Source organism: Bradyrhizobium sp. CCBAU 11386 (assembly GCF_028128955.1).
GTDB lineage: Bacteria > Pseudomonadota > Alphaproteobacteria > Rhizobiales > Xanthobacteraceae > Bradyrhizobium.
In genome coordinates, this window is the sequence record NZ_LBKA01000001.1 from 11,055 (window position 1) to 33,780 (window position 22,726).

General features: G+C 58.1%; 20 protein-coding genes. 13 read left to right on the forward strand and 7 right to left on the reverse strand.

All coding sequences use genetic code 11. From position 1 onward, the window contains the following. Nucleotides 1-195: hypothetical protein (locus tag XI09_RS00070; protein ID WP_271565127.1), on the reverse strand; the 195-nt coding region annotated here is incomplete at its 3' end. 868 nt (nucleotides 196-1,063) lie between these two features. On the opposite strand from XI09_RS00070, the gene XI09_RS00075 reads away from it, so the two are divergent. Beyond that, complete coding sequence (locus XI09_RS00075) at nucleotides 1,064-1,675, forward strand: transglutaminase-like cysteine peptidase (RefSeq protein WP_271565128.1); 612 nt, start codon at nucleotides 1,064-1,066, stop codon at nucleotides 1,673-1,675. A gap of 3 nt (nucleotides 1,676-1,678) precedes the next feature. Here XI09_RS00075 and XI09_RS00080 read toward each other — a convergent pair whose 3' ends face one another. The 3 genes from XI09_RS00080 to XI09_RS00090 form a co-directional block, all read right to left on the reverse strand. After that, nucleotides 1,679-2,986, reverse strand: coding sequence for an O-antigen ligase family protein (locus XI09_RS00080; protein ID WP_271565129.1), 1,308 nt, complete (start codon nucleotides 2,984-2,986; stop codon nucleotides 1,679-1,681). 152 nt (nucleotides 2,987-3,138) lie between these two features. Next, nucleotides 3,139-3,441: a hypothetical protein gene (locus tag XI09_RS00085; protein WP_271565130.1), complete on the reverse strand. Its 303-nt coding sequence runs from the start codon at nucleotides 3,439-3,441 to the stop codon at nucleotides 3,139-3,141. Nucleotides 3,442-3,523: 82 nt separating this feature from the next. Next, nucleotides 3,524-4,126: a hypothetical protein gene (locus tag XI09_RS00090; RefSeq protein ID WP_271565131.1), complete on the reverse strand. Its 603-nt coding sequence runs from the start codon at nucleotides 4,124-4,126 to the stop codon at nucleotides 3,524-3,526. A gap of 191 nt (nucleotides 4,127-4,317) precedes the next feature. Between XI09_RS00090 and XI09_RS00095 the strand changes: the two genes are divergently transcribed. Together XI09_RS00095 and XI09_RS00100 are read left to right on the forward strand one after the other, a co-directional pair. Further along, nucleotides 4,318-5,850 carry an undecaprenyl-phosphate glucose phosphotransferase gene (locus XI09_RS00095; protein WP_271565132.1) on the forward strand — a complete coding sequence of 511 codons (1,533 nt, stop codon included), beginning with the start codon at nucleotides 4,318-4,320 and terminating at the stop codon, nucleotides 5,848-5,850. 262 nt (nucleotides 5,851-6,112) lie between these two features. Continuing rightward, a complete protein-coding gene (locus XI09_RS00100) occupies nucleotides 6,113-7,222 on the forward strand; it encodes a polysaccharide biosynthesis/export family protein (RefSeq protein ID WP_271565133.1) in 1,110 nt (369 codons plus the stop codon). Between the two features lie 210 nt (nucleotides 7,223-7,432). Here XI09_RS00100 and XI09_RS00105 read toward each other — a convergent pair whose 3' ends face one another. Both XI09_RS00105 and XI09_RS00110 read right to left on the reverse strand, forming a co-directional pair. Continuing rightward, on the reverse strand, nucleotides 7,433-8,506 hold the full coding sequence (locus XI09_RS00105) for a hypothetical protein (protein WP_271565134.1): 1,074 nt from the start codon (nucleotides 8,504-8,506) through the stop codon (nucleotides 7,433-7,435). Between the two features lie 24 nt (nucleotides 8,507-8,530). Then, nucleotides 8,531-9,472: a glycosyltransferase gene (locus XI09_RS00110; protein ID WP_271565135.1), complete on the reverse strand. Its 942-nt coding sequence runs from the start codon at nucleotides 9,470-9,472 to the stop codon at nucleotides 8,531-8,533. An 86-nt stretch (nucleotides 9,473-9,558) separates the two neighbouring features. On the opposite strand from XI09_RS00110, the gene XI09_RS00115 reads away from it, so the two are divergent. The 9 genes from XI09_RS00115 (at nucleotide 9,559) to XI09_RS00155 (ending at nucleotide 20,305) form a co-directional block, all read left to right on the forward strand. Next, a complete protein-coding gene (locus XI09_RS00115; RefSeq protein WP_271565136.1) occupies nucleotides 9,559-10,791 on the forward strand; it encodes a glycosyltransferase family 4 protein in 1,233 nt (410 codons plus the stop codon). Continuing rightward, the gene (locus XI09_RS00120) at nucleotides 10,791-11,978 is read left to right on the forward strand and encodes a glycosyltransferase family 2 protein (protein WP_271565137.1); all 1,188 of its coding nucleotides are present in this window, start codon (nucleotides 10,791-10,793) and stop codon (nucleotides 11,976-11,978) included. The genes XI09_RS00115 and XI09_RS00120 overlap by 1 nt, the downstream gene beginning before the upstream one ends. A 16-nt stretch (nucleotides 11,979-11,994) precedes the next feature. Beyond that, nucleotides 11,995-13,128 carry a WecB/TagA/CpsF family glycosyltransferase gene (locus tag XI09_RS00125; protein ID WP_271565138.1) on the forward strand — a complete coding sequence of 378 codons (1,134 nt, stop codon included), beginning with the start codon at nucleotides 11,995-11,997 and terminating at the stop codon, nucleotides 13,126-13,128. A 151-nt stretch (nucleotides 13,129-13,279) separates the two neighbouring features. Beyond that, a complete protein-coding gene (locus XI09_RS00130; RefSeq protein WP_271565139.1) occupies nucleotides 13,280-15,673 on the forward strand; it encodes a polysaccharide biosynthesis tyrosine autokinase in 2,394 nt (797 codons plus the stop codon). A gap of 28 nt (nucleotides 15,674-15,701) precedes the next feature. Beyond that, a complete protein-coding gene (locus XI09_RS00135; protein WP_271565140.1) occupies nucleotides 15,702-16,433 on the forward strand; it encodes a hypothetical protein in 732 nt (243 codons plus the stop codon). 62 nt (nucleotides 16,434-16,495) lie between these two features. Further along, the gene (locus XI09_RS00140) at nucleotides 16,496-17,002 is read left to right on the forward strand and encodes a hypothetical protein (protein WP_271565141.1); all 507 of its coding nucleotides are present in this window, start codon (nucleotides 16,496-16,498) and stop codon (nucleotides 17,000-17,002) included. Between the two features lie 91 nt (nucleotides 17,003-17,093). Next, complete coding sequence (locus tag XI09_RS00145; RefSeq protein WP_271565142.1) at nucleotides 17,094-18,119, forward strand: ABC transporter substrate-binding protein; 1,026 nt, start codon at nucleotides 17,094-17,096, stop codon at nucleotides 18,117-18,119. Nucleotides 18,120-18,121: 2 nt separating this feature from the next. Beyond that, nucleotides 18,122-19,564, forward strand: a complete 1,443-nt coding sequence (locus XI09_RS00150; RefSeq protein WP_271565143.1) for an O-antigen ligase family protein — start codon at nucleotides 18,122-18,124, stop codon at nucleotides 19,562-19,564. A 21-nt stretch (nucleotides 19,565-19,585) separates the two neighbouring features. Continuing rightward, complete coding sequence (locus XI09_RS00155; RefSeq protein ID WP_271565144.1) at nucleotides 19,586-20,305, forward strand: hypothetical protein; 720 nt, start codon at nucleotides 19,586-19,588, stop codon at nucleotides 20,303-20,305. Between the two features lie 128 nt (nucleotides 20,306-20,433). On the opposite strand, the gene XI09_RS00160 is transcribed toward XI09_RS00155, so the two are convergent. Further along, a complete protein-coding gene (locus tag XI09_RS00160) occupies nucleotides 20,434-21,384 on the reverse strand; it encodes a glycosyltransferase family 2 protein (protein ID WP_271565145.1) in 951 nt (316 codons plus the stop codon). Nucleotides 21,385-21,749: 365 nt separating this feature from the next. On the opposite strand from XI09_RS00160, the gene XI09_RS00165 reads away from it, so the two are divergent. Beyond that, nucleotides 21,750-22,658, forward strand: coding sequence for a hypothetical protein (locus XI09_RS00165; protein WP_271565146.1), 909 nt, complete (start codon nucleotides 21,750-21,752; stop codon nucleotides 22,656-22,658). Nucleotides 22,659-22,726: the final 68 nt, after the last annotated feature.

The window sequence follows — 22,726 nt, forward strand, 5'->3', positions numbered from 1 at the left end:
GCTCTTGTCGGCGTGGAGAACGGTGTCGCTGGTGAGGACTGCGTTCCCGTTTACTGTCGTATAGAGCTTGGTATCCGACACGTTGGAAGAACCCGGTGCGTATTTGATCACTGCACTGGAAAGAACTCCGTTCGTGTAAGTGAGAGTCTGGGTCGAACCATCGGAGAGTGTTGTCGTCGTCGAAGTAGAGGTCATTGGAGCCACCAACGTGATGTACCGGGATTGATGGATGCCTACAGCCAACACATCTCCACCGCGCAAAGGCTATCGATCGGTTCTGAGTGGTTGAACAAAGGAAGCGTTAAGTGGGAACCACGATCCCCGTGTTTCTCCGGAGGAATACGATCTTGACGTGCGAGGCGGTTGGTGAGTCGACGACGCCGAGGAGGTCGACCTGCTCGTGGCGAAGCGGCTACGGTGCTCATCCTCGGCGAATGTGCGCCTGAGGGATCGGCATTCCCCAGTTTCTGATCTCTCGGTGCCGTTTCAGCCGCGAAGCGCCAAAGAGAAGGAAGGATCGACTGATTGAACCGAGTGCTCGAGGAGGCTTTTGCCCAGGCTTGTGTTCGCCGGCAGGCAGAGTTCACCCGCGTGCTCGCTTTGGCGGTTCGTGCGGACTGTACAGCCGATGGTCAGGCCGCGCAGACTGAACCGCTCGCAGGACGCCTGCGAAGGGCCCGGACGATGTTGAGCAGAAATGTGACTATCATTCGGGAAGACCGCCCGGTCGATGAGCAGATCGATCGCTCGGCTGGAAACCGGTGCGCATCGATGTAGTTGCCGGGGAAAACCATGGATCGCTCGCAACGAGCCGATTGCGGCAAGGTCTCTCGTGACCGGTGGTGAATATCTGCTCAGGCAAATCGGCACTGCCATGGATGTCGCTGATCGCGTAAACGCGGATTCTGTCCTGCAATTGCTACCCCTGGTCCCGCAGCCGACATGGTAAATCATCCGTGCACAACAACCGGATCGTTTGATTCTATTTGCAGGGCCGAACGGCGCAAAATTTCAAAGCGATCCATCTAGCGTGCTCCCCAACCGACATGTGGGGGAGTCAGACATGCGCAAGATTTTAGCCTGGGCCGCGATTGGAATCGTGGCGATGATCTCCGGATTTCAGCCGGTCTGCGCGGGGCTTTTGGGGATGCCGATGGGATTGCAGTCGGCGATCCAGCGCATCAAATTTGAAGCGCCGGCCTTGCCGCCCTTCGCTTACACCCAATTTTGCGTCCGTTACGCGGAAGAATGCCGCAAGCGGACGATGTTTCGCGGTGGGCCCGTCAAGCTGACGGCAGAGCGGTGGGATCAGCTCAACGACGTTAACAAGGCGGTCAACAAGGACATCGTTCCTGAACGCAACGAACTTGGCCTTGCCGGCGAAACGTGGCTGATCAGCCCGGACCGCGGCGATTGCAACGACTATGCCGTTACCAAACGTCATCAACTTCTGGCCCAAGGTTGGCCGGCCCGCGCGCTTCTGTTGAGCGAGGTCGTCACGAATTCTGGAGAGCATCACCTTGTTCTCGTTGTTCGTTCCAAGGGGGGTGATCTGGTGCTCGACAATCTGACCCCGCAGATCAAGCCTTGGTCGCGCGCGCCGTACCGCTGGGTTCGGATCCAGATGCCCGATCACAATAAGCTGTGGGCCACGATCGGTTCGCGCCACGTGTAGGCCTCAACCGGGACCGCTGGTGCGTCCCGCGCTTTGCGCGATCCCGAGTCCGGTCATGACCGCGGCGACGATTTGGACCGTCGCGTTCATCAGGCTTTGGTCAAAGAATGCCATACATAGCAATACCAAGACGCCTGCAGCGGCTGCTGACGCGAATTGTGAGTCGCGTCCGCGCCTGATGGCGGCCCTGAACATGAACACGAAGATCTGAATAGCGATCAGAACGAGGATCGCCAGCGCCGGCAGACCCCACTCAATCGCCACGGCGAGCGCCGTTGAAGGCAGTTCAGGAACGGGTGCCGCTCCGAAATCGCGATAGATCGGTTCAAGGGACCGAAACGCGCCGACGCCATTGCCGAGCCATGGCGTATCGGCCATCGCGCGTTGTGCGACGGAGAGCGACTCGGCGGTTGCGAACGTCGCAAATCCCGCGATCGTTGGCGCCGACGGATCTTGCAGGCGCAGTAAGGAAATCGCCACGGCAATTGTTGCGATGGAGGCGAACAAGATGATCGCCGGCCACGACCTGATTTCGAGACGGCGAACGACCGCGACAACGATGATGGCTACAAATCCCAGCGCGATGCTCGCCATCACGCCGCCCGCCGCGAGGCTTTTCAGCGCAGTCAGCGCCATGGCGAGCCCGAATGCGCCCAGCGCGAGCCGCGTCAGCAGCGGTATCCATGAGGCGTTTTCTGGATCGCGGCGGCTCAAATGCCGCTCGATCGCCATGACGATCGCCGCGCCGTTGGCAAGTGCCGAAAGTGCGGCCATTGCCGTGAACGCGGATGCGGCGGTGCTGCCGGTCGGGGGTATTAAGCCTGCAAAGACATCGAGCTGCCCGATCAGCCATTCCGCCGACATGAATGTCGTCACAGTGGTCAGAACATAGAACAGCGTTTCGGCCCTGTGCCGATCTCGCGCGACGATGACGGTGGAAATCAGCAGCGACAGCATGGCCAGGTAGGCAATCAGGCTTTGCAGTGTGGCGCCCGGATTGATGCTGACGCGCGCGGCAAGGGATTCGCCAAGAGCGGCAGACGCGGTCGACCAGATCGGATTGACAAGGGACGGAAAGGGCAGCGGTGCCAGTTGCAAGACCATCCACAGCGCCGGAAAAGCCATCGTGAGCGAAAATCGCTTCAAGATCTGGGCTGCGGTGGAGACCTCTTTCTCCTGTCCCATGGCCGCAAACACGAGGATCACTGCGGCCGCGGCGGTAAGCGCGTGCCTGACCAGGCCGTCATGTAGGATTGCCAGCGCCGGGATCGCGGCCAGCAATATGATCAAAAGGCGGAAGGCAATCTGCAAGCGGGAAAAACTTCGGGCGAGGAATGGGACGATCTCCCGCGACTATTGCATATCAAAAGGGCAACGCCAAACATCCTGCAGCGATCCGAGGTCATGTCGCTCCAACAGGAAGCTCAAAAATGGAGGGGCGGACCGTTCGTCGTGATGCGCGCCTAGCTGCTTGACCGCCGCCTGAACAGCACTGCAACAGACGCGCTGCGCGATCGGTCGGCCAAAGGCGCCCGCAACACCACGAGCATGTGACGTGCAAACAGACCGAAGCCGTACCCTAATTGGGGGAGAACTCCGACCAAGAGCGCGTGCCCGATTGCTGACGCGAAACTGCCACCTTGTGTCAGTTCGATGGTGGCCGCTGCGGTGACCGCAAGCAGCGAAATCGGCACAATAATCCAGACGCGGAAGCCCCATGCTAGGACCGCGCCCACGAGAAATGAAAAGATGGCAGCCGGAATCATACACTGTCTCCTGGGCGCCACCCTTTCACCTGGTTCCCTAAGGAACCGTTCAGCGGGTTCCTTAAGAAAGCGTGAAGCCGCCTCAGCGTACGGGGCAGCTCGCCCTGAGCACGCTCAGGGCGCGGGCCAATCCCTTGAGCGGTACAACGCCTCGGATCGGACTTGATCTGGCTGCGATTTCGACGGCGAGCTCCGTCGAGTTTTGCCATGCGCCTGCAGCCAACACCGAAGCCGTCTGAGGCAACACGATAGCTTGCGCGCTCTGGGTAACGGAGGCTTCGAACTCGACTCGATTCGCACCTGCAGTGAGGCTGATTTTGGGGTGGCTCGCGCGAGGCTGCGGCTCCAGCACAATCAGCTCGACCTCCGTACCCGCCTGCGTACAACGCAAGCTCAGGCCGGCCAGATTGATGTCCGATTTCGCCGTATCGGCAGCGCGCATGACGGAAACGGCGTCCGCGCCTCCGCCCGGATCTCTGGTCCTGACCAACCGCCAGCCCTCATCGAGACGCGTCGATTGACTCGATGCGTTGAGTTGTTGCGACACGGCGTCGTCGCAGCGTTGACGCTGTTCGGGACCCGTGCCCGGCACGCAATTCTGCAGCGGTGATTGCACCGTTTCGGCGTGCGCCCAACAAGAGAACGCCATCATCAGGGCAAAGACGAGGGGAATGGGGCGGTGCATCACTGAGACTGACATTCGAACTAACGCTTCGTGATCTCGCCGCTCTTGACGAGCTGCTTATCAATTTGGCACTAGAGCTATCATAAAAACTTTATGTACTGCATCGCGCAATTTTGTTGCATTGCAACACTAAGTGTTGTTCTTTACCTACAGGTTAATTCGACGGCGCTCATCCGTAACGGGAGGCGATCTTGATCCCTCAGAGTTCGACTGAAACGGGCGGGCGCGCGCGCGCGCCAGAGAGTCCGCCGACATCAGAGACGTCCACAGCGGATGCGCTCGCATTGCGCTCGCTCAGCGCCAGCCCAGCCGGCCTCAACGTCAAGATCCCGTACTCGGCGCTTCAATACCTGCTCGCGCTTGTGGATGCGTCCCTGATCGTCTTCGCCAGCGTGGTCGGCGGTGGTCTATACCAGATACTTGCGATCGGCGACTTCACGAACATCGATCAGTTGCTCGGCGCCGGCATCATCGCCGCGCTGCTTTACGTGCTGATTGGCCAAGCGGGCGGCTTCTACGAGCTGCGTGTTGCACTTTCGAAGCGGCAAAGGGACGCTGGCCGTATTATCGCGCAATGGTCGATGGTCAGCCTTTCGCTCACGCTGCTCGCCTTCCTGATGAAGACGGGCGCGGTATTCTCGCGCGGCTCGATCGTCTGCTTTGGATTGCTCGCGTTGGTGCTTTTGCTGGCATGCCGCCGATTCTCGAAAGATCAGGTTGCGAGCGCGGTTGCTGACGGGCAGGTGCAGGGGAGACGCGCGATTGTCATTGGCACGCGCGAGGAGCTGGCTGCGCTTGGTGTCGAGGAGCTGCTGGAGCGGTTTGGCCTAACGGAGGTGGGGCGTGTGGTCTTCTCAAGCGACCGCAACAGCGGCTTTGCAATGACCGAACACGAATCGTCTTCGCTGGAGGACGCCCTTGCGATCGGACGCGAGCGCGGCGTCGATGAAATCGTATTGGCGCTGCCGTGGACCGATACGCGCAAGCTTGAATTGGTGCGGGATCGCTTGAGGATTTCGCCGCTTCCTGTTCAATTGGTTCCCGATCGACGAATTCGTGCGCTGGCTGAGAACCCATCGTTCCGTCTGCGCAGTTCATGGTCGATTGAAATCCAGCGCGGGCCGCTGTCGCGTGCGGAGCAACTCTCAAAACGACTTGTCGATATTTTCGGCGCTTCGCTTGGCTTGGTCATCCTCGCGCCGCTGATGATTCTCAGTGCAATTGCCATCAAGATTGATTCGGCTGGGCCAGTGTTTTTTCGACAGCGCCGCAATGGCTTTAATGCCAAGCTGTTTTCCATTTTTAAGTTTCGCACAATGACGGTGATGGAGGACGGCGAGGCGGTGGTGCAGGCGAAGCGCTTCGATCCGCGGGTCACTCGGGTCGGACGCGTGTTACGTCGGTCGAGCATCGACGAGGTGCCTCAGCTACTTAACGTCCTGATCGGGGAGATGTCGCTGGTGGGACCGCGACCGCACGCCCTCGCGCATGACAATCACTATGGCGATCTGCTGTCCGAATACGCGTTCCGGCATCATGTTAAGCCCGGAATCACCGGCTGGGCGCAGGTGAAGGGCTATCGCGGCGAGACCGCGCGCGTCGAGCAGATGAAGGGGCGCGTGGATTGTGATCTCTGGTACATCAACAACTGGAGCCTGGGCCTCGACTTCAAGATCCTAGTGCTAACCTGCCTGGAACTCGCCCGCCGGGGCAACGCCTACTGACCCGCAATCGGGCAAACAAATGCCGCTCCTAGGCGGGCTCCTGCCCAGAAATTGACCGCGTGCGGCCATCGTGCAGCGCTAGCTGTAACTCCAACGCAACAACCCGAAGCTATTCGATTAAAACGCCGGGGACCGCGTTGACTTTGTTGAGGATTTCACTCAATCCTCGTTGCGAAATACGATGGGGTTTGGCGTGAGACGGGGCATCAGTTTATCAGTATTGCTTTCGATGATCCTGCTGTGTTCGGCGGGATGCTCGATCATGCCCATGTCCGGGCCCGAAGATCACGTGATCAAGAGTGAGGTGACCAGGTCGGGTCCAGACTACGGACTCGTCAAGCTCACCGCGACCGTCGTCGATGTTCTGAAGGAGTACGGACCAGGCGCGCTTGCTGGTACCTTCCCGGACAAGTCCCGTCCCCAAAGCATCAAATTCGGCATCGGTGACGTGGTTTCGGTCACGATCTTCGAAGCGGCGGCTGGCGGTCTTTTCATACCCGCCGAGGCTGGTGTAAGGCCGGGTAACTTTGTGCAACTCCCGAACCAAAATGTCGATTCGGCTGGCAATATCACCGTGCCTTATGCCGGTGCTGTGAAGGCAGCGGGACGGACACCGAGCGAGATACAGTCGGACATCGTGCGCTCTATCGGCAACCGCGCCATTGAGCCGCAGGTGGTGGTCGCCCTCATCACGCAAAACACCTCGCTGATCAGCGTCTTAGGCGAGGTCAATACGCCAGCTCGTCTGCAGGCGAACGCGGCCGGCGAGCGAGTCTTGGATCTAATCAGCCGGGCCGGCGGACCGAAGGGACAGGGGTGGGAGACCTGGGTTACACTCGAACGCGGCGGCAAACGCGCGACTGTGCCGTTTGGAGCCCTCGTGTATCAGCCTGACAACAATGTTTGGGTCCATCCGGGCGATACCATTTATGTCTACCGCGAACCGCAAATCTTCTTGGCCTTTGGTGCGGCGGGCCAGCAGGGCCAGTTCCCATTCGACATGTGGAAGATCAACATGGCACAAGCCATGGCGAAGGCGGGTGGCCTGCTTGATGCGCAGGCTGAGCCAGCGGGTGTGTACGTCTATCGGCGCGAGCCGCGCGAATTGGCTGAGCGGCTCGGCGTCGATTGCTCGAAATTCGTCGGGCCCTTGGTGCCAGTGGTTTACAATGTCGACTTCCGGGATCCGGCCGGGTTCTTCCTAGCGACCAAGTTCGAGATGCGTGACAAGGACGTCCTGTTCGCGGCGAACGCTGCCACCGTGGATTCGGCCAAGTTCCTGCAATATGTGCGGGTGATTATTGCGACGGCCAACGATGCGACCGTTGCTGCGAACAATGTCCAGGTGCTTAGGATCAATTCCAGGCAATAGTCAGTTCTGAGCATGTCGTGAGATGAGCAGCGGCTCTCCGGACGATGGCGCATTGGTCTCCGTGGAGCGCGATGATGATGCTTTGATGCATCATCATCGCGCTTTGCCCTGTCACCAGACCATGATCCTAATCCCCAGGGAAGGCCGTCTACACACGGTTTCGGTCCTCCGTAGGCCGAGAAGCGCTTAGCGGAATGTGGCCTTGCGATGCTAGCGGGCGGGGCGAAGTTCGGCAGGTCTCGGCACGATCCGATCGCCAGGTCCGCCGATGCTCTCCGGACTGTTGTTCGTAACCATCCGCAGCTGGGCCAAAATCTTGCGTTTGTCACGTTGCAAATTGTCGATCTGGGCTTGGTTGCCGCAGCCAGCTTCGGTGACGGCAATCATGTTTGTTCGCGCCGCGGCATCGACGACATAGCCGCCGAATGTCGCGTAGGCCCGCGCGAGAGCCATCCCCTCGGGTGTGAGGTCGAGCTTGGTCAAATCAACGGAGGGTGGAATTGCAAAAAGTGCGCCCATCGGAATCGCTCCTGAGTATCCGTTGCGGCCGTCATTGTCGGTCGTCGTCGCAGGCCACACCTTTTGTTCGGCCGCCGTGGCGCCCTTCCGCAACTGCGTTGGGCTGATGACCATCGCTATCGCATGCGGAATCGCGCCCTGGTCGAGTTCGCGGCAGCGGATCAGGCCGCCGAGCAGCGACCCACCGAATGCCCGAATTCCTTCAGATGCGCCCTCGCGGCTGGCCCTGCCCGTGCCATAGAGATCGGTCAGGACGACGTAATGGGCGCGATAGATATTGGCGGCCGGGTCGAACGAGCCTTTCCAAAACTCATAGGCGTATCGTCCGTCCTCAGTAATGATAGCTGCGTACTGGTCGGTGCCTCCTAAAAACTGGATATCGCGCGGGGATTTGAGCTCGAAAGAGCCGGCGTGCAGCGGAGATGGCAACAGCCAAGGTCCGGTGGTCGACCGTGCCCTATACTCCCAGCGGACCAGCGGATCTTCGGGCTTCTGGCGGTACACCCTCAAGAGATTCCCTCCGATCCAGGCATAGGACGCGGCATGTCCCCCTACGCTTTCATTTCTCAACATGGCGGTCTCAGGACCTTGGGGTTCTTGAAAGGCTGCTCCCTTACCCAACGGCGTGTTCCAAAAGCTTGCATTTGAAAATGGTTGCAGGTGGGGATCGCGGGTGTCGCCGGCTCCGGCCGCGCCTTCGAACGCCGAGACCGAAACGGCCAAAACCAAAAGGACCACACTATAGCTGGATCGATCGTTTCGCATATTTTCTCTCGATGTCTCGTGGGATTACGCTGTGCGCTTTCGCGCATAACCGCGTGCCATGACCAAGGCATTTCGAACGGTGGCACGTAACATCTTCGCGAGTAACGCTGGGGGTGCGCCCCATCGGATCATGCGACTCCAATCGGATAAGCTCGGCACTGTTCCGTAGAACGGCGAGAACAACTGCATGAAGAGGTGCGGTCGCAGATATGAGGGGGCTTCGCTGTTCTTCTGCACGACTTTCTCGAATGCGTCGTAACGTTTTTGGTTGTTCTTCGAGATGCGTTCGCGACCGTCGTCAACATAACAGACATAACTGTAGTCGGGAACGAGGCGCGCCGGTCCGAACCTCCTCACCAATCGCAAGAATAGTTCGAGGTCTTGCAAGGCAGGCATAGTTTCATCGAAGCCGCCGACTTCCCTCAGGAAAGAGGTGGGACAAAAGATCTGGTTGCCGATGAAGTTGTGATAGAAGAGATCTTCATACCGGACCTCATCTTTACGGTCCGTAGTTGGAGAGGATGACTTGCCGTCGGTCATCATGCTCTGGGTGAATAATCCCGAAATGTGGCGCGCGTCGTCTCCAAGACCGTTCCAGTAGTTGAGAAGGCTCGCAATTCGCGTCGGTGTGAATTCGTCGTCGTCGTCCAAACCTGTGATGAACTGTCCACTGGCGATTCTTATGGCGCGGTTTCGAGCTGCGGGGGCTCCTTTGGGCTTGTCGGAATGAATGACGGTGAGGCGAGGTTCGATGTTTCGAAGATTATCGAGATAGGGTCCAGTATCGTCCGTGGACGCGTCGTTAACGACGATGATCTCCAGATCGCTGTGTGTCTGTTGGATGACAGATTGGAGAGCGCGCTCCAGAAGTGATCTGCGATTGCGTGTTGGAATATAAATGCTGACCTTATCCATCTTCATCACCGCGGCGAATTGCTCGATCGCGTGGGTCGCGACGATAGCCAATTTCTAGGGAATTTGCCTTGATCCCGCAATGATTTGGTATTCTATCGCAGTGCGAGAGCTCTCATCGCCAAGGGGAATTTGCCAGCGTGCCTGAATTGAAGCCATCGACACCGAAGCGCTTGGGCTATCTGATCAATCAATATCCAAAGATCAGCCACAGTTTCATCAGGCGCGAAATCCTGGCGCTTGAAACGCTGGGGTGGGAAATTCATCGGTTTGCTCTCCGTGGCTGGGACGCCGAGGTTGTGGATCCCGACGATCGGGCGGAACTGGGCCGCACTGCCTATGTATTAGACAGAAGCGCATTGTCGATTGCATGGGCGATTGTCATTACAATGTTTGCTGCGCCAGGCAAATTTGGTCGGTCATTGATAATGGCATTGGCTCTGATGCGTCGAAGCGATCGACCTTTCTTTCGCCACGTTATCTATTTGGCAGAAGCCTGCTGGTTGGCGAGGGAACTTAGGCAGCGTCAGTTGTCGCATCTTCATGTGCATTTCGGTACGAATCCGACAGATGTCGCACTGCTGATCAATTGTCTTGCAGGTGTCTCCTTTAGTTTCACGGTGCACGGTCCGGAGGAGTTCGACCGGGTCGGCGGCATCAATCTGAAGACGAAAGTCGAGCAGGCGAAGTTCGTTGTTGCGATCAGCTCATTTGGGCGGGCGCAGTTAATGCGCCTCATCGACCCGAGCGGCTGGCGCAAGATCAAGGTTGTCCACTGCGGTGTTGATGAGCGTTTTTTGGTCAGCTCCGTAAAGGCCAATGAGTCTAACCGGTTGGTATGTGTGGGACGTCTCTGCGAACAGAAGGGGCAGGCGTTGCTTGTGTCGGCTGCCGCGCAGTTGGCTAGCAGTGGAGTTGGTTTTGAGCTCGTCCTTGTCGGAGATGGAGAACACCGGCCGATGATCGAGCAACTGATCAGGGACCATCAACTTCAGGGCAAGGTCCGCATCACCGGCTGGTCGGATGGCGAAACCGTACGTCAGGAGATCCTTGGTGCTCGAGGGTTCGTTCTGCCCAGTTTCGCAGAAGGGCTTGCAGTGGTTCTCATGGAGGCAATGGCGCTCGGTCGTCCGGTTCTGACGACGTATATTGCGGGTAACCCGGAACTTGTCGTTCATGAGCAGAACGGCTGGCTTTTTCCAGCTGGCGCAGAAGACGAATTGGCTGACGCCATGCGTCGCTGTCTGGAGACGCCAGCCTCGGTGCTTCAGGCGATGGGCGAGCACGGGGCTCTTGCAGTTGCCCAGAAACACAATGTGAAAACGGAAGCAGGAAAGCTGAGTGAGCTTTTCGCTCAGGCTTTGGAAAAGTGATGTTTAGTCTGCTGCTCTTTTGCATGAGCTTGGCGGTCGCTGTCGCGGCAGCAATTCCGATATTTGTGTTCGCAGCCCAGATTTTCCTCGCCATCCGCACGGGCGAACCATCTCTGCACGCGCTTCGCCGTCCGAGTCTTGCCGTCATCGTGCCGGCGCATGACGAGGAACAGGGAATTGCCTCAACGTTGCGGTCAATTGCAGCACAACTTGAGGACCGGGATCGCGTGGTGGTTGTTGCCGACAACTGCTCTGATCGAACAGCTGAGATTGCCGCAGCTGCGGGCGCGGAGGTCACCTCTCGTCATGATCCTGCGCGCCGTGGCAAGGGATTTGCTTTAGATCATGGGTTAGAATTTGTGGTGCGGACAGGGGCGCCCGAGGTGGTGGTCATCGTCGATGCGGATTGTCAAGTCGGCCCCGGAGCTCTCGCGCGTCTCGCAACTCTTGCCGTGGCGACCGGACGGCCAGTGCAGTCGGCCTATCTGATGACACCCTCCCGCAGCGGACACCTGTCTCCGATCCGAAATCTTGCCTGGTTTACCAAGAATTACGTCAGGCCACTCGGATGGTCTAGGCTCGGCTTGCCAACCCAGTTGACTGGCTCCGGCATGGCGTTCCCAACACCGTTGCTTCAATCCGTCAAGCTCGCGACCGACGAGATCGTGGAGGATCTGACGTTGGGACTTAAGCTCGCTTTGCGAGGGAGCGCCCCGCTGTTCTGTCCGGATGCGGTGGTCACCAGCCAATTTCCCGATGACGCGGGCGCGGAAAAATCGCAGCGTACGCGCTGGGAGCATGGCTATCTTCACTCGATCGTGACGCATGCGCCTCGACTCGTTTACGAATCGATACGGCAGCGGAGTCTGACCTTGCTTGGGATGACTTTGGATCTCATCGTCCCACCGCTGTCCCTGCTGATGCTTGTGACCATCATATCGGTGATGCTGGGGGCGCTTGCTTTGCTCGGGGCGGGCGCTGTGATGCCGTTCGCTGTCAGTTCCGCCGTGGCGGCCGTCTTCGCGCTTGCTGTCTTGACGCTTTGGTCTCGCTTTGGAAGAGATCTTTGCTCCGTTGAGGAGTTGCTGAAAGTTCCGTTCTACGTGTTTGCCAAGATTCCGCTATATCTGAAGTTTATTTCGGACCGTCAGCGCGCCTGGGTGAGAACCGATCGTGATCCAAAATAGTCTAGAGATAGCAGGCGTGTTGGAACGCGACCTGAATGTGGCCGGTGTGGATCTTGACCGCAGCGTCTATTGCCTGTTTGGCATTCCGGTCGATGCGCTTTCGTTCCAAGACGCCATGGCCGAGCTGAAGCGGGCTGTCGCCAACGGCGTCCGCTGTGTCTGGTCGACTCCCAATCTGAATCATCTCACATCGTGCCTGAAGAGTTCTGAGTTTCGGGATATCCTCGGCAAAAGTCATCTCTCCACTGTAGACGGGATGCCGCTCGTGATCCTGTCGCGGTTGCTTGGGATTCCCATCCGGGAGAGAGTCCCTGGCTCGACGGTGTTCGACGAAATGATGTCGGGGGCTGCCGGACCTCTCAAGGTCTATTTCTTCGGAGGTCCGGATGGGGCCGCGGCCCGCGCCAGCCAGCGTTTGGTGGAACTATCCCCGTTTGTGCAGGGCGCAGGTCATTTTTCGCCGGGCTATGGCTCGATCGAAAGCATGAGCAAGCCGGAGATCCTCGAGGACATCAATAGTTCAGGCGCCGACCTGCTGGTCTTGGCTCTCAATGCCAAGCGCGGCCACAGTTGGATCAGTGTGAATGCCCCACGTCTGAACGTTCCTGTCATCTCTCATTTGGGATCCGTCATTAACTTCGTGGCAGGAACTGTGCAGCGCTCTCCCGGGCTCCTGCAGAAAACAGGATTGGAATGGCTCTGGCGGATCTGGGAGGAGCCCTACCTTGCATCACGGTACCGTAAGGATTTTGTGGATCTGGCAAAACTCGTGGTTACGAGGGTGTTGCCCTTGTTGATGTTGGATCCGCTGGTGAAATTTGTGGGTTCAGGCTCGAGATCGCTGCGGCTGGCCACCGAGGTCGATAATGGTCAAACCATCCTTGCTTTGGGTGGAAGGGTTAGTGCCGTGCACCTTGGAGAAGTCCGCGAGACGCTGAAGCGTCACATCGAGTGTCCCGGCGAACTGGTCGTGTGCCTCAAGGAAGCGAGCTACGTTGACGCGGCCCTGCTCGGTCTCCTCATTATCGCGAGGGGCTGGCGCATGGAGCGTGGCCTCCCGGTTCGGATACGTGCCCCCCAGCGAAGCGCAGTCCGTGGTCTTATCCATCTCCATTGCGCCGACTATTTGATTGGGGCGGGGGGCGATTGACCTGGACCAAGATATTGAATATGTTGCGAAATGTCGGTTCCGTGATTTTACCAAGGGTTTGTCAGGCGCCGATCGCCTCATATTCGTCGTGTTGCTCGAACTATTATAGTGCAGCGCAAAATCGCTTCCCTCAAACCAAAGTATTCCGGGCATGCTTCATAGCCGCTTGCCGTCCGTCAACGTCGAGGCTCCGGAGCCGGAGCTTCTGTCAATCAGCGATGCCATTCTGGCTGTGAAGGGACTCGTCTCGCGCCAGCTTCCGCTGATGATCGCAGTTTTCCTGGCGTGCGTGGCTCTTGCCTTTCTCTACGTGATCAGCGCGCAGCGGCTGTACTCGAGCACGGCTAGCCTGATCATCGATAGCCGCAAGATCAGCCTGACGCAGCAACAGCAGTCGGCTGGAAGCGATGCTCCGATCGAATCCGCAATGATCGACAGTCAGGTTGAGATCATCAAGTCCGATACCATCGCCCTTTCGGTCATCAAGGATTTGCGGCTGCTCGATCAGCCCGAGTTTACCGGCGACGGCGGAGGACTCATCGGCAATATCGTAGGGTCCGTCTTTTCCGCTTTTTCGAGCGCCACGCCTCGCTCGGAGTATCAGCGGCAGCGCCTAGCTCTCAATCGTCTCCAGCAAAACCTGGCCGTAAAGCGTGTAGGACTGAGCTATGTCATCGACATATATTATCGCTCAACCTCCCCGGATCGGGCGGCTCAGATATCCAATGCGGTGGCTGAGGCCTATATCGTCGACTCCCTAGAGGCCAAGTACAATGCATCGCGTCGCGCTGCGGTGTGGCTGCAGGATCGCATGAAGGAGTTGCGGGCGCAGGCGTCAGGCGCCGAGCGCGCCGTAGCCGACTATAAGGCCAAGAACAATATCGTCGATGCGGGCGGTCGCCTGCTCAGCGAGCAGCAGCTGGCCGAACTCAACAGTGCGCTTACTGGCGCGCGAGCGCAACGGGCTGAAGCGCAAGCCCGTCTCGAACGGATCACCGCAATTCTCAAAGCGGATGATGAGGATCGCAATGTAATCCTCAACGATCTCGCGACGGTGGCGGACACCATGCAGAATCCGGTCATCGTCAAGCTGCGGCAAACCTATCTCGACTATGCGGCGAAAGAGTCGGATTGGTCGGCCCGTTACGGTTCTAACCACCTCGCGGTGATTAATCTGCGCAATCAGATGCGGGAAATTCGCCGGTCGATCAAGGATGAACTGAGGAGAACGGCCGAAAGCTTCAAGAGCGACCTGGAAATTGCCAAGTCGCGCGAAGAGGCGAGCCAGAAGAGTCTCAACGAAGCGATCAATCGATCCAACGACACCAGCCAGGCCCAGATCGTGCTGCGTGACCTGGACAGCAACGCGCAGAGCGCGCGCGCTCTCGCTGACAACTTCCTGCAGATGTACATGGTGTCCGTGCAGCAGCAGTCCTTTCCAATCACTGAGGCGCGTGTGATCACGCCCGCGGCGGTGTCGCTCGGCCCCTCGTCGCCAAAGACTCTGCTCATCCTCCTCGGCGGCGTGTTTGCTGGTGGTCTGTTTGGGGCGGCGGCTGGGTTCATCAGAGATATGATGGATCGTGTGTTCCGCACTGCGCCTCAGGTTGAAGCGATGTTGGGCGGAAGCTGTCTTGCGATCGTCCCGCGCGTGCCGGCGGAACAGTTGCCGGAGACCGCCTGGAACAAAGCCACCGCGTTCGCCAAATTGGCGCAAGACGGTTGGAGCCGGTTAAGGGGCAAGGGGGTCTCCGTTCGAGAGACCGCTCGCGCCATCGAGCCTGGGTATCCAGATGGAACGCACCTTGCCAACCGGCAGATGCATATCATGGATTCAATGTCAGGAGTGGTCGCTCGGTCGCCGTTCTCCCGTTTCGCAGAGGCGATGAGGGCGATCAAGATGGCAATAGACCTGAGCAATGACGAGGGGGCTTGCAAGGTCATTGGAATCACCTCGTCGTTGCCTAACGAAGGCAAATCGACGATTGCCGGCGCGGTGGCGCAGGCCAGCGCCATGAGCGGCACGAGAACTCTGCTGGTTGATTGCGATATCCGCAATCCTTCGCTGACGCGACGTTTCTCGCCGGAGGCGCAGAAGGGGCTGGTTGAGCTTGTCTTAGGTCAAGCAGAACTGAAGGATGTGCTCTGGACCGACAGCCAATCAAACCTCCACTTTCTCCCCTGCGTGATTGCCGAGCGCTTCTCGAACTCGGCCGATCTGCTTGCCTCGGTTTCGATGGAAAAACTGTTCAAGGCTCTCCGCACGCATTACGACCTTATCATTGTCGACTTGTCTCCGCTCGCACCGGTTATCGATGTGCGCGGCACCTCCCGCATCGTCGATCATTACACGCTGGTGGTGGAATGGGCCGAAACCAAGATCGACGTGGTTAAGCGGTGTCTGGACGAGGCGTCCGGCGTGAACAAGAAGCTAATGGGAATCGTGCTCAACAAGGTAGATATCGGCACGCTTGGCCGTTACGACTATCGCCGCGGCGACTACTATCGAAATCGCTATTATCACCGGTATGGTTACGTCGACTAAGTGAAGGATGCCGGGCGATTCACTTACAGTGAAGCTTTTGGTGACCTGCGGCTGCCTGCTGGCAGGCAGCTGGGGTTCGTCTTTTGTTCTCTATCCCGACCAAGAAACCCGGCTGAACAGCTTTGCGACGCGGATCCTGGCATCGGATCGCTTCGGCGGGCTTGACGCGCTGGTACCCGACCTGGATGCAGCGGAAGCGCATAGGTTATGCAACGCGCTTGAGCTTCGCAGCGACGTGGTCATCCGCACCCGATTGCATGAGGAGGCAATCGGGCCTGCCGACCCAAAGCTGGCGGATCGGCATCTGAAGGCGCTCCGCGCTGTGGTCGATCGGGCGATTGCATGTGCGCCCACCGAAGGTTTTCTTTGGTTCATGCGTTATTGGGTTCGGATCAACCAAGGCGAGGAGGCTGGGCATGAACTTGAAAATCTTGCGATGTCATATCGGCAAGCGCCGGTTGAGGGTTGGATCGCGGTCCGCCGGAACGCGTATGCTCTGGCAGTTTATGAGTTGTTGGCCGAAGATCAAAGACATGCCGTGTCGACCGAATTCGCGGCACTGGTGAATTCGGGCCTGCTTGCAGTAGCCGTGCGCAACCTGCTTGGTCCCGGCTGGCCAATTCGCGACAGGCTGCTGCGGGAGTTGGAGGGGACGGATCCCGCTATGCGCTATCACTTCGCGCGCATGATGCGCGCCGAAGGCGTGGATCTCGCGGTCCCGGGAGTGACCTTACGCGATCCATTGGGTTGGCGCCGCTAGATTGGGCATAATCGGAAAATGTGAGCACCCGTCTTCCGAAGGGAATAAGATGATAAAGCGTGATGAAGATTCGGACAAAGCCACCACGCTGCCACCTCAACAAAATGTGGTCTTGGCCTGACGACATGGTTATTTTGCGCGATGCCTTCTCGGCGTTTTTGCTTGGCGTGGTTTGCCTAGGGAGTACTCCGGCATTGGGGCAGGCCAGCCTGGCCAGTCAGCCCCTGTCCGAAGAAGTGATCGGCGGCAATGGCAAGTTCGCGACCGATGCGCCGTCGACGCCGCAAAAGAGCTTCACGATCGTGCGGCAGCGCAATCTCGATCCGACCAGTAGGCCGTGTCTCCTCGTTTCGCCGAACGTCGAAAGGCAGACGCTCAACAAGAACATATTCAATCACATCCTCATCCTAGACAATCATTGTGGCAAGGCGATTCGGATCCGCGCCTGCTACTTCAAGACCACCAGTTGCTCCGAAATGTCGGTCGGTGGTTACAAACGGCAGCAGCACGTTCTGGGCATTTTCCCGTACGCCGACTTTCAGTACTCATATCGGGAATATGTCAACTAGACGCCACCGTGACAGGTCGAGCCGCGGCGGAGCGTCTCGTGCGCGAGCCGGGCGATCGGTTGCCCTGAGAAACCTCCCGCTACGCGTTCTGATGCTGGGTCTGGTAACCGGAATCGTGTTCCTGATCGTGGTTAGCTTCGGCATTAAGAGATCGCTTCCAGCTGCGATCAGAGAGAGCGGATCGGCTGCGCAAACGATCGTCATCAAATGGAACGGGCCGTTGAACGTAGCCGCGGCCGGTGTCGTGCTCGGCGTCAGTGACGGCCTTTTCCAAGAGGTCCGGCTGTCGCCGCGGCTTGAGGCTGGCGCTGACGACGAAGAGGTCGCCAGGGCTGTTGTGGCCAGCGACCAGGTCGTCGGGCATGTTTCCGCAATGGGCTTCCTGCGGGCGCGTGCGGCCGGCCTGCCAATTGTCGCGATCGCTGCCTCCTATATCGCGAATTCGGTCCGCTTGTTCGTGCTCGATGCCACAGTATTGCGGAGTCCCTCCGATCTGATTGGCAAGTCCCTGGCTTGCAAGTCGTCGAGCGAGGTTGGACTGGTCGTCGAAGCTCTGATCAGCCGGAACGGGGTCCAGCGCAGTCTGGTCAAGGTAACCGATGCGTCGAGCACGGTGTCACAGCTCATCAGTGGTGCGGTGGACGTCCTGCCTGGCTATCAGGAGATTGAGGGAGCAGAATTGCGCAGCCTCAATGTATCGTATCGAACACTCGATCCAGGTGCCTTTGGCATCCACATTCCAGGAAGTGTCTACATCGTTTCGGCGCAAATGCTCGCGAATTCCACCCGTGTCGCCGAAGCCTTTGTCTCCGCGCTGTTAGCGTCTTGGGCCCGCGCCGATCTGAATCCGAATCGAACGGCCGAGGTCATTGCCGAGGCGTTGGGGGCAAGCGCACGTCCGCAGAACGTGATCGTCTTGCTCGAGCAGCAGCGCGACCTGATCAGGCCTTTCGGCGCCCGCATGGCTGAACTTGATCTGGCGCGATGGCAGGACTTCCAGAAACTACTGTTGCAACAGCGCTTGATCGCAGACCCAGTCAATCTGCGCGCGGCGATCGATTTCGCGCTGGTGCCGGATGTGTATCGCAAGCGGTCGCGATCGATGCAGGCCGATTAGCCATGTCCGGGCGTTTGCAGGCACGTGCGATCCCACGGAAGGTCGCATCCGGGGAGCGGACGGAAAGTGCTGTCGACATACCTGCCAGCGAAAGACTGGCGACCTATGGTCTGTGCCTGGTGGTTGCCCTGGTACCCCTGATGTTCGGCTCTGTGCAAAACAACGTCCTTGCTGTTTGGGTGATTTTATTGGCAGCAATCGCTTCGCTCGCAACGTGGCGGCGGGGCTCGTTTTGCGACGGTGTCGTGCTTGCTGTTTTTGGTCTTGTGATCATCTGCTGGCTGCTGGTGATCGGGCTGCAGCTCCTTCCCTTGTCTTCGTCGCTCGTGACGCTCGCCCATCCAATCTGGCGCGAGAGTTCAGCACTGCTTGGCGTCGAACTGCCCCCGCGTATCAGCGCAGTGCGCGATCTGCCCGCTATCGCAGCCGGAGCGCAGATCGCCAACGCCCTCGCGCTGTTCTGTGGCGTCTGCCTCGGACGAAGCCGATGGTCTGCGGGATTGCTCGTGGAGACCTTCGCCTGGTCGGGCCTGCTTTATGCCGTCTATGGCATTGCCAGTTTTCTGGTTGCGCCAGATCACGTGCTGTGGCTTGAGAAGGTTGCCTATCGGAACGTCCTGACCACGACCTTTATCAACGCCAATACCGCCGCTGTCTATCTTGGCGCCTGCGCTTTGGCGTGGTTGCTCCTCTGCGCGAGGAGCCTGAGGCTCCGCGAAGTGACGCGACGCCAAGTCATCCAGGCGCTGCTCGGACGTCCGTCCCGCCGAACGCTAATCTGTCTGGTTGCTTTCTTCCTGGTGCTGTCGGCAACCTTCATGACCGGCTCGCGGCTGGGCACGAGTGTGACCCTGCTGGCGCTGGGGGGAGGCGTGATTTCATATTACCGCGATGTGCTCGGCAGCTGGCGAGGCGCGGCGACGGCCGCTGCGGCGGTTGTCGGCGCAGCCATACTTTTGAGCTCGGTGCTGGGCGGATCGGTGAGTGCCCGCTTTGATACGGGCGGCTTCTCTGACGGCGGGCGGATCGAGTCCTATAGGTCCACGCTGCAGATCATCTGGGACTACCCTCTTCTCGGTACCGGGCTGGGGACGTTTCGCTGGGTTTTCCCCCAGTATCGCAGCCCGAATATCGCGGTCGAAGGTGTCTGGGATCGCACCCATAGCACGCCTCTTGAGCTTGCGGCCGAAATGGGCCTGCCGTTTGCCGGCTTAGTCGCTGTCGTCTGGCTGGTCGCAATGACCCGTCTGGCACAGGGCATGATCCGCCGCCGTCGCGACCGTATCTTTCCTGTGATGGCTTTTTGGGCAGCCACGCTCGGGCTGCTTCATTCGTTGCTGGATTTTTCCCTGCAGATCCCGGGATTCGCGATCATTGTCATGGTGCTGGTGGGGCTAGGGTTGGCGCAAGCGTCCAGTGACCGAGAGACGTGGGCGACTCTGTGATCGCTGGACGCCCGGATAAGAATGTACTATCTTGATCAACTAGTTATTAACATTTGCGGCGAGCGCCGTTTGACAATTTGGTGTCCGATGACAGTGGCAATGCACCGTGGGTTTTCTCGTACTTTGAGGGTTTTGACGTCAGCTGTCGTTTTGGTGGCTTTGGTTGGAGGCGTGCAGCGCGCCTCGGCGGCCTGCAGCCCGGGGACAGCATCCCCGCAGAAGATTTCCGATTTCACGGCGAATCCGGCGTCCCTTCTTGGCAGTCCTGGCTCACCGCGTACGGGCGACGACGTGACATCCGATGTCCGCGATCTCCTTGTCAGCGACCCTGCTACGTTGCCCTTGATCATTAACCTTTTGAAGACCGACCCGTCTACGAGCCCTGCGCTGCAGAAGGCGATTGGAACGGGCCTTGGACTCGCCGCCAACGCCTGCATCCGGCCCGATCCCAACTTTGCCAGCGACATTCAAACGCAGATCGCCGGAACGAATTCCACCGACGCCAAGCAGCAATATGCCGCGGTGACCGGCAACCAGCTGATCGGGAGTGTTGGTGGCGGCGCCGGCGGTGTCTCGGGCGGTGCCAGCGGTGGTCAGGTCAACCCGTTGACCAACCAGTTCGGCGGATCAAGCACGCTGCAGACTTTCGTGGCGAACAGCATCACCAATCCGACGACAAACTATTTTAGTGGTACTACGTCGGGCCTGAGCGCAACGAGCGTCAGCACCTCGACGCCCTAAATTGCGAGACCATCGTCGCGTTGTAGCTTGAGCATGATCTGTGGAGGACCGCCACGCGCTCTTGCGGTTTGTGCTGTGCTGTTGAGGGCGGTGTCCCAGATCAGTCCTTTGTCGTCATCCTGCGGGGGTCAGAGAAACTTTCGAAGGCTATTCCGAACCGTAGCCTTCAGTAGCTTCACAAGCAAAGCTGGCGGCGCCCCAAGTCGAAACATCCGAGACCAATCAGACGCTGACGGGATCGTGCCGTAAAACGGAGAAAACAGTTGTAAGAACAGTTCGATTTGCTGCCGAGGCGTCTGGGCTGGGTTCTTCTCTACGATTTTCTCATAGGCCAAATAGTGCTTCGCTGCATTTCTCGACATGCGCTGTCTGCTCGATTCTACATGGCAAATGTAGCTTGCCCCGGACACTCGCCGAGCGGGCCCGTAGCGTTTGAGCAATCTCATGAAGAGGTCAAGATCTTCCCACGCTGGCAGATTTTCATCAAAGCCGCCGATTTCCAGAAAACGATGCGTCGGGCAAAATACTTGGTTGCCGATAAAGTTATGCTGAAACAGATCGGAGTAGGCGACCTCCGCTCTTCGATCGGTCGTGACGAATGATCGTGTTTCATCCTTCATTATGCTGTCGGTGAACAGGCATGAGGTTCGCTCCTGTTCGACGCCAAGGGCACTCCATTCTGTGATGAATGTTTGAATGCGATCTGGCGCGAACTGGTCGTCATCATCGAGGCCGGTTGTGAACTCTCCTGATGCCTTCCGTAGAGCCGCGTTTCTAGCCCCACCGGCACCCAGAGGTCTGTCAGAATGGATAACCACCAGACGGGGTTCTGTCCGCGCCACTTGATCAAGATAGCTTCTCGTCTCATCCGACGATGCATCGTTGACGACTATGATCTCCAGGGATTGATAAGTCTGAGCGCGAACCGAGTTGATGGCGCCTTCAAGTAATATTCGCCGATTATGGGTGGGAATATAGATGCTAACAAGCGCCATGATGTCCGCTGAAAAAAAACATAGAAAACGTGAGTTGAAAAAAGAAATGACACGAAATTTCGCATGATTTTCAGCCAGTTGCAACCTCCAAGGAGGCCGGTCTCCGAAAAAATGGCTGCATTATGGCTAAAGAATAGACCCGCTAATGAGCAAAGATGCAGCAAAGATTACTTCAAGGAATCGAAATGAAGCGCCGGTCCGTTCGGCCGTTGAAGTAGCTGTTGCGCAGGGCTCGACGCTTGAGAAGCGCCTTGCACAGCCCGCAAGTGAGCTCGCATCGCTATTAGCGATCTTCGCTCGAGCATCATGGATCAGCGTTACTCGTAGGCCGGACAGGCCGAGCGCGAACTCGGCCCCGGCACACCAGTAGAAGGGTTGACCGGCCTGGGCCGATCTGCGCTCATCATGTTAAAATGTGAGCTGGCACACTCTTGCGGGCGAATGGGCATATGGATTTTGGAATATTAACAATTGCACTTGGGCACGAGAAATATTTGCGTCAAGCAGAAATTTTATTGTCGTCACTCCGGAGGAATGTGCCAACCGTGCCGTTGGCTGTTGTGACAGACAGCGAGCGTTTCGGTGCTGCGGCCGATATCGTTATTCCTCCCTTGAACGGACTTCCGATTGGTGTCGTACAAAAGGTATTCTTGGATCATTACACCCCATTCAAGGAAACGCTGTTTATCGACTCGGACTGCATCGTTACTCGCCCTTTTCCCGATGAGCTGGAGCAAATACGAAGCTTCGACTTTACCCCGGCAATAGAAACGGTCACGCCAGCCGATGGCGAAGATGAGTATATCGATAATTTGCCCGCAACATTACGCTCGATCGGTGCGAGCAGCTTTCCCAAATTCAACGGTGGAGTTTATTTTTTTAGGGAAGGCAATCTATCGAAATCGATTTTCACGGTCGCGAGGGACATACACGCAAATTACCGACAGTATGGGATCAAAGCCTTCGACAACTCAGGGCCGGGAGAGGAAACAGTCTTCGCGCTCGCGCTCGCCAAATTGGGTGTGGATAGGTTATATCATGACGGGGGTCGGCTGATGCGTACCCCAACGGGCCTGAAGGGAAGGATACATATCGAGCCGCTCGGCGGGGGCTGTTCATTCGAGCGGTTCGATGGAGTGGTTTCTCCTGCGATTTGCCATTTTGCCGGTCCATATCTGCTCCGGCCGGAATATCGGTTGGCGGCTTACTCGTTGGCTCACCAGATGCCCGTGCACAGTATCGACCTTAGCGTGCGCCTTCTTGCACAGATCCATACGATGGCAGGAAGCATCAGAAAGTACATCAACGACAAGATCCGCGGCGCTCGAAAGCGATTGGGCTATCAGGCAGTTCGATGAAGGCCGAAGCCATTCGATTCTGACTTCACGGGTTCTCGTCGAAATATCCTCAAGCCTGTAACTGAAGC

Coding starts and splice junctions, on each gene's coding strand:
- XI09_RS00075 (WP_271565128.1), top strand. CDS start 1,064: ATGCGCAAGATTTTAGCCTGGGCCGCGATTGGAATCGTGGCGATGATC.
- XI09_RS00085 (WP_271565130.1), bottom strand. CDS start 3,441: ATGATTCCGGCTGCCATCTTTTCATTTCTCGTGGGCGCGGTCCTAGCA.
- XI09_RS00090 (WP_271565131.1), bottom strand. CDS start 4,126: ATGCACCGCCCCATTCCCCTCGTCTTTGCCCTGATGATGGCGTTCTCT.
- XI09_RS00100 (WP_271565133.1), top strand. CDS start 6,113: ATGCCCATGTCCGGGCCCGAAGATCACGTGATCAAGAGTGAGGTGACC.
- XI09_RS00105 (WP_271565134.1), bottom strand. CDS start 8,506: ATGCGAAACGATCGATCCAGCTATAGTGTGGTCCTTTTGGTTTTGGCC.
- XI09_RS00120 (WP_271565137.1), top strand. CDS start 10,791: ATGTTTAGTCTGCTGCTCTTTTGCATGAGCTTGGCGGTCGCTGTCGCG.
- XI09_RS00130 (WP_271565139.1), top strand. CDS start 13,280: ATGCTTCATAGCCGCTTGCCGTCCGTCAACGTCGAGGCTCCGGAGCCG.
- XI09_RS00140 (WP_271565141.1), top strand. CDS start 16,496: ATGAAGATTCGGACAAAGCCACCACGCTGCCACCTCAACAAAATGTGG.
- XI09_RS00145 (WP_271565142.1), top strand. CDS start 17,094: ATGCTGGGTCTGGTAACCGGAATCGTGTTCCTGATCGTGGTTAGCTTC.
- XI09_RS00150 (WP_271565143.1), top strand. CDS start 18,122: ATGTCCGGGCGTTTGCAGGCACGTGCGATCCCACGGAAGGTCGCATCC.
- XI09_RS00155 (WP_271565144.1), top strand. CDS start 19,586: ATGTACTATCTTGATCAACTAGTTATTAACATTTGCGGCGAGCGCCGT.
- XI09_RS00165 (WP_271565146.1), top strand. CDS start 21,750: ATGGATTTTGGAATATTAACAATTGCACTTGGGCACGAGAAATATTTG.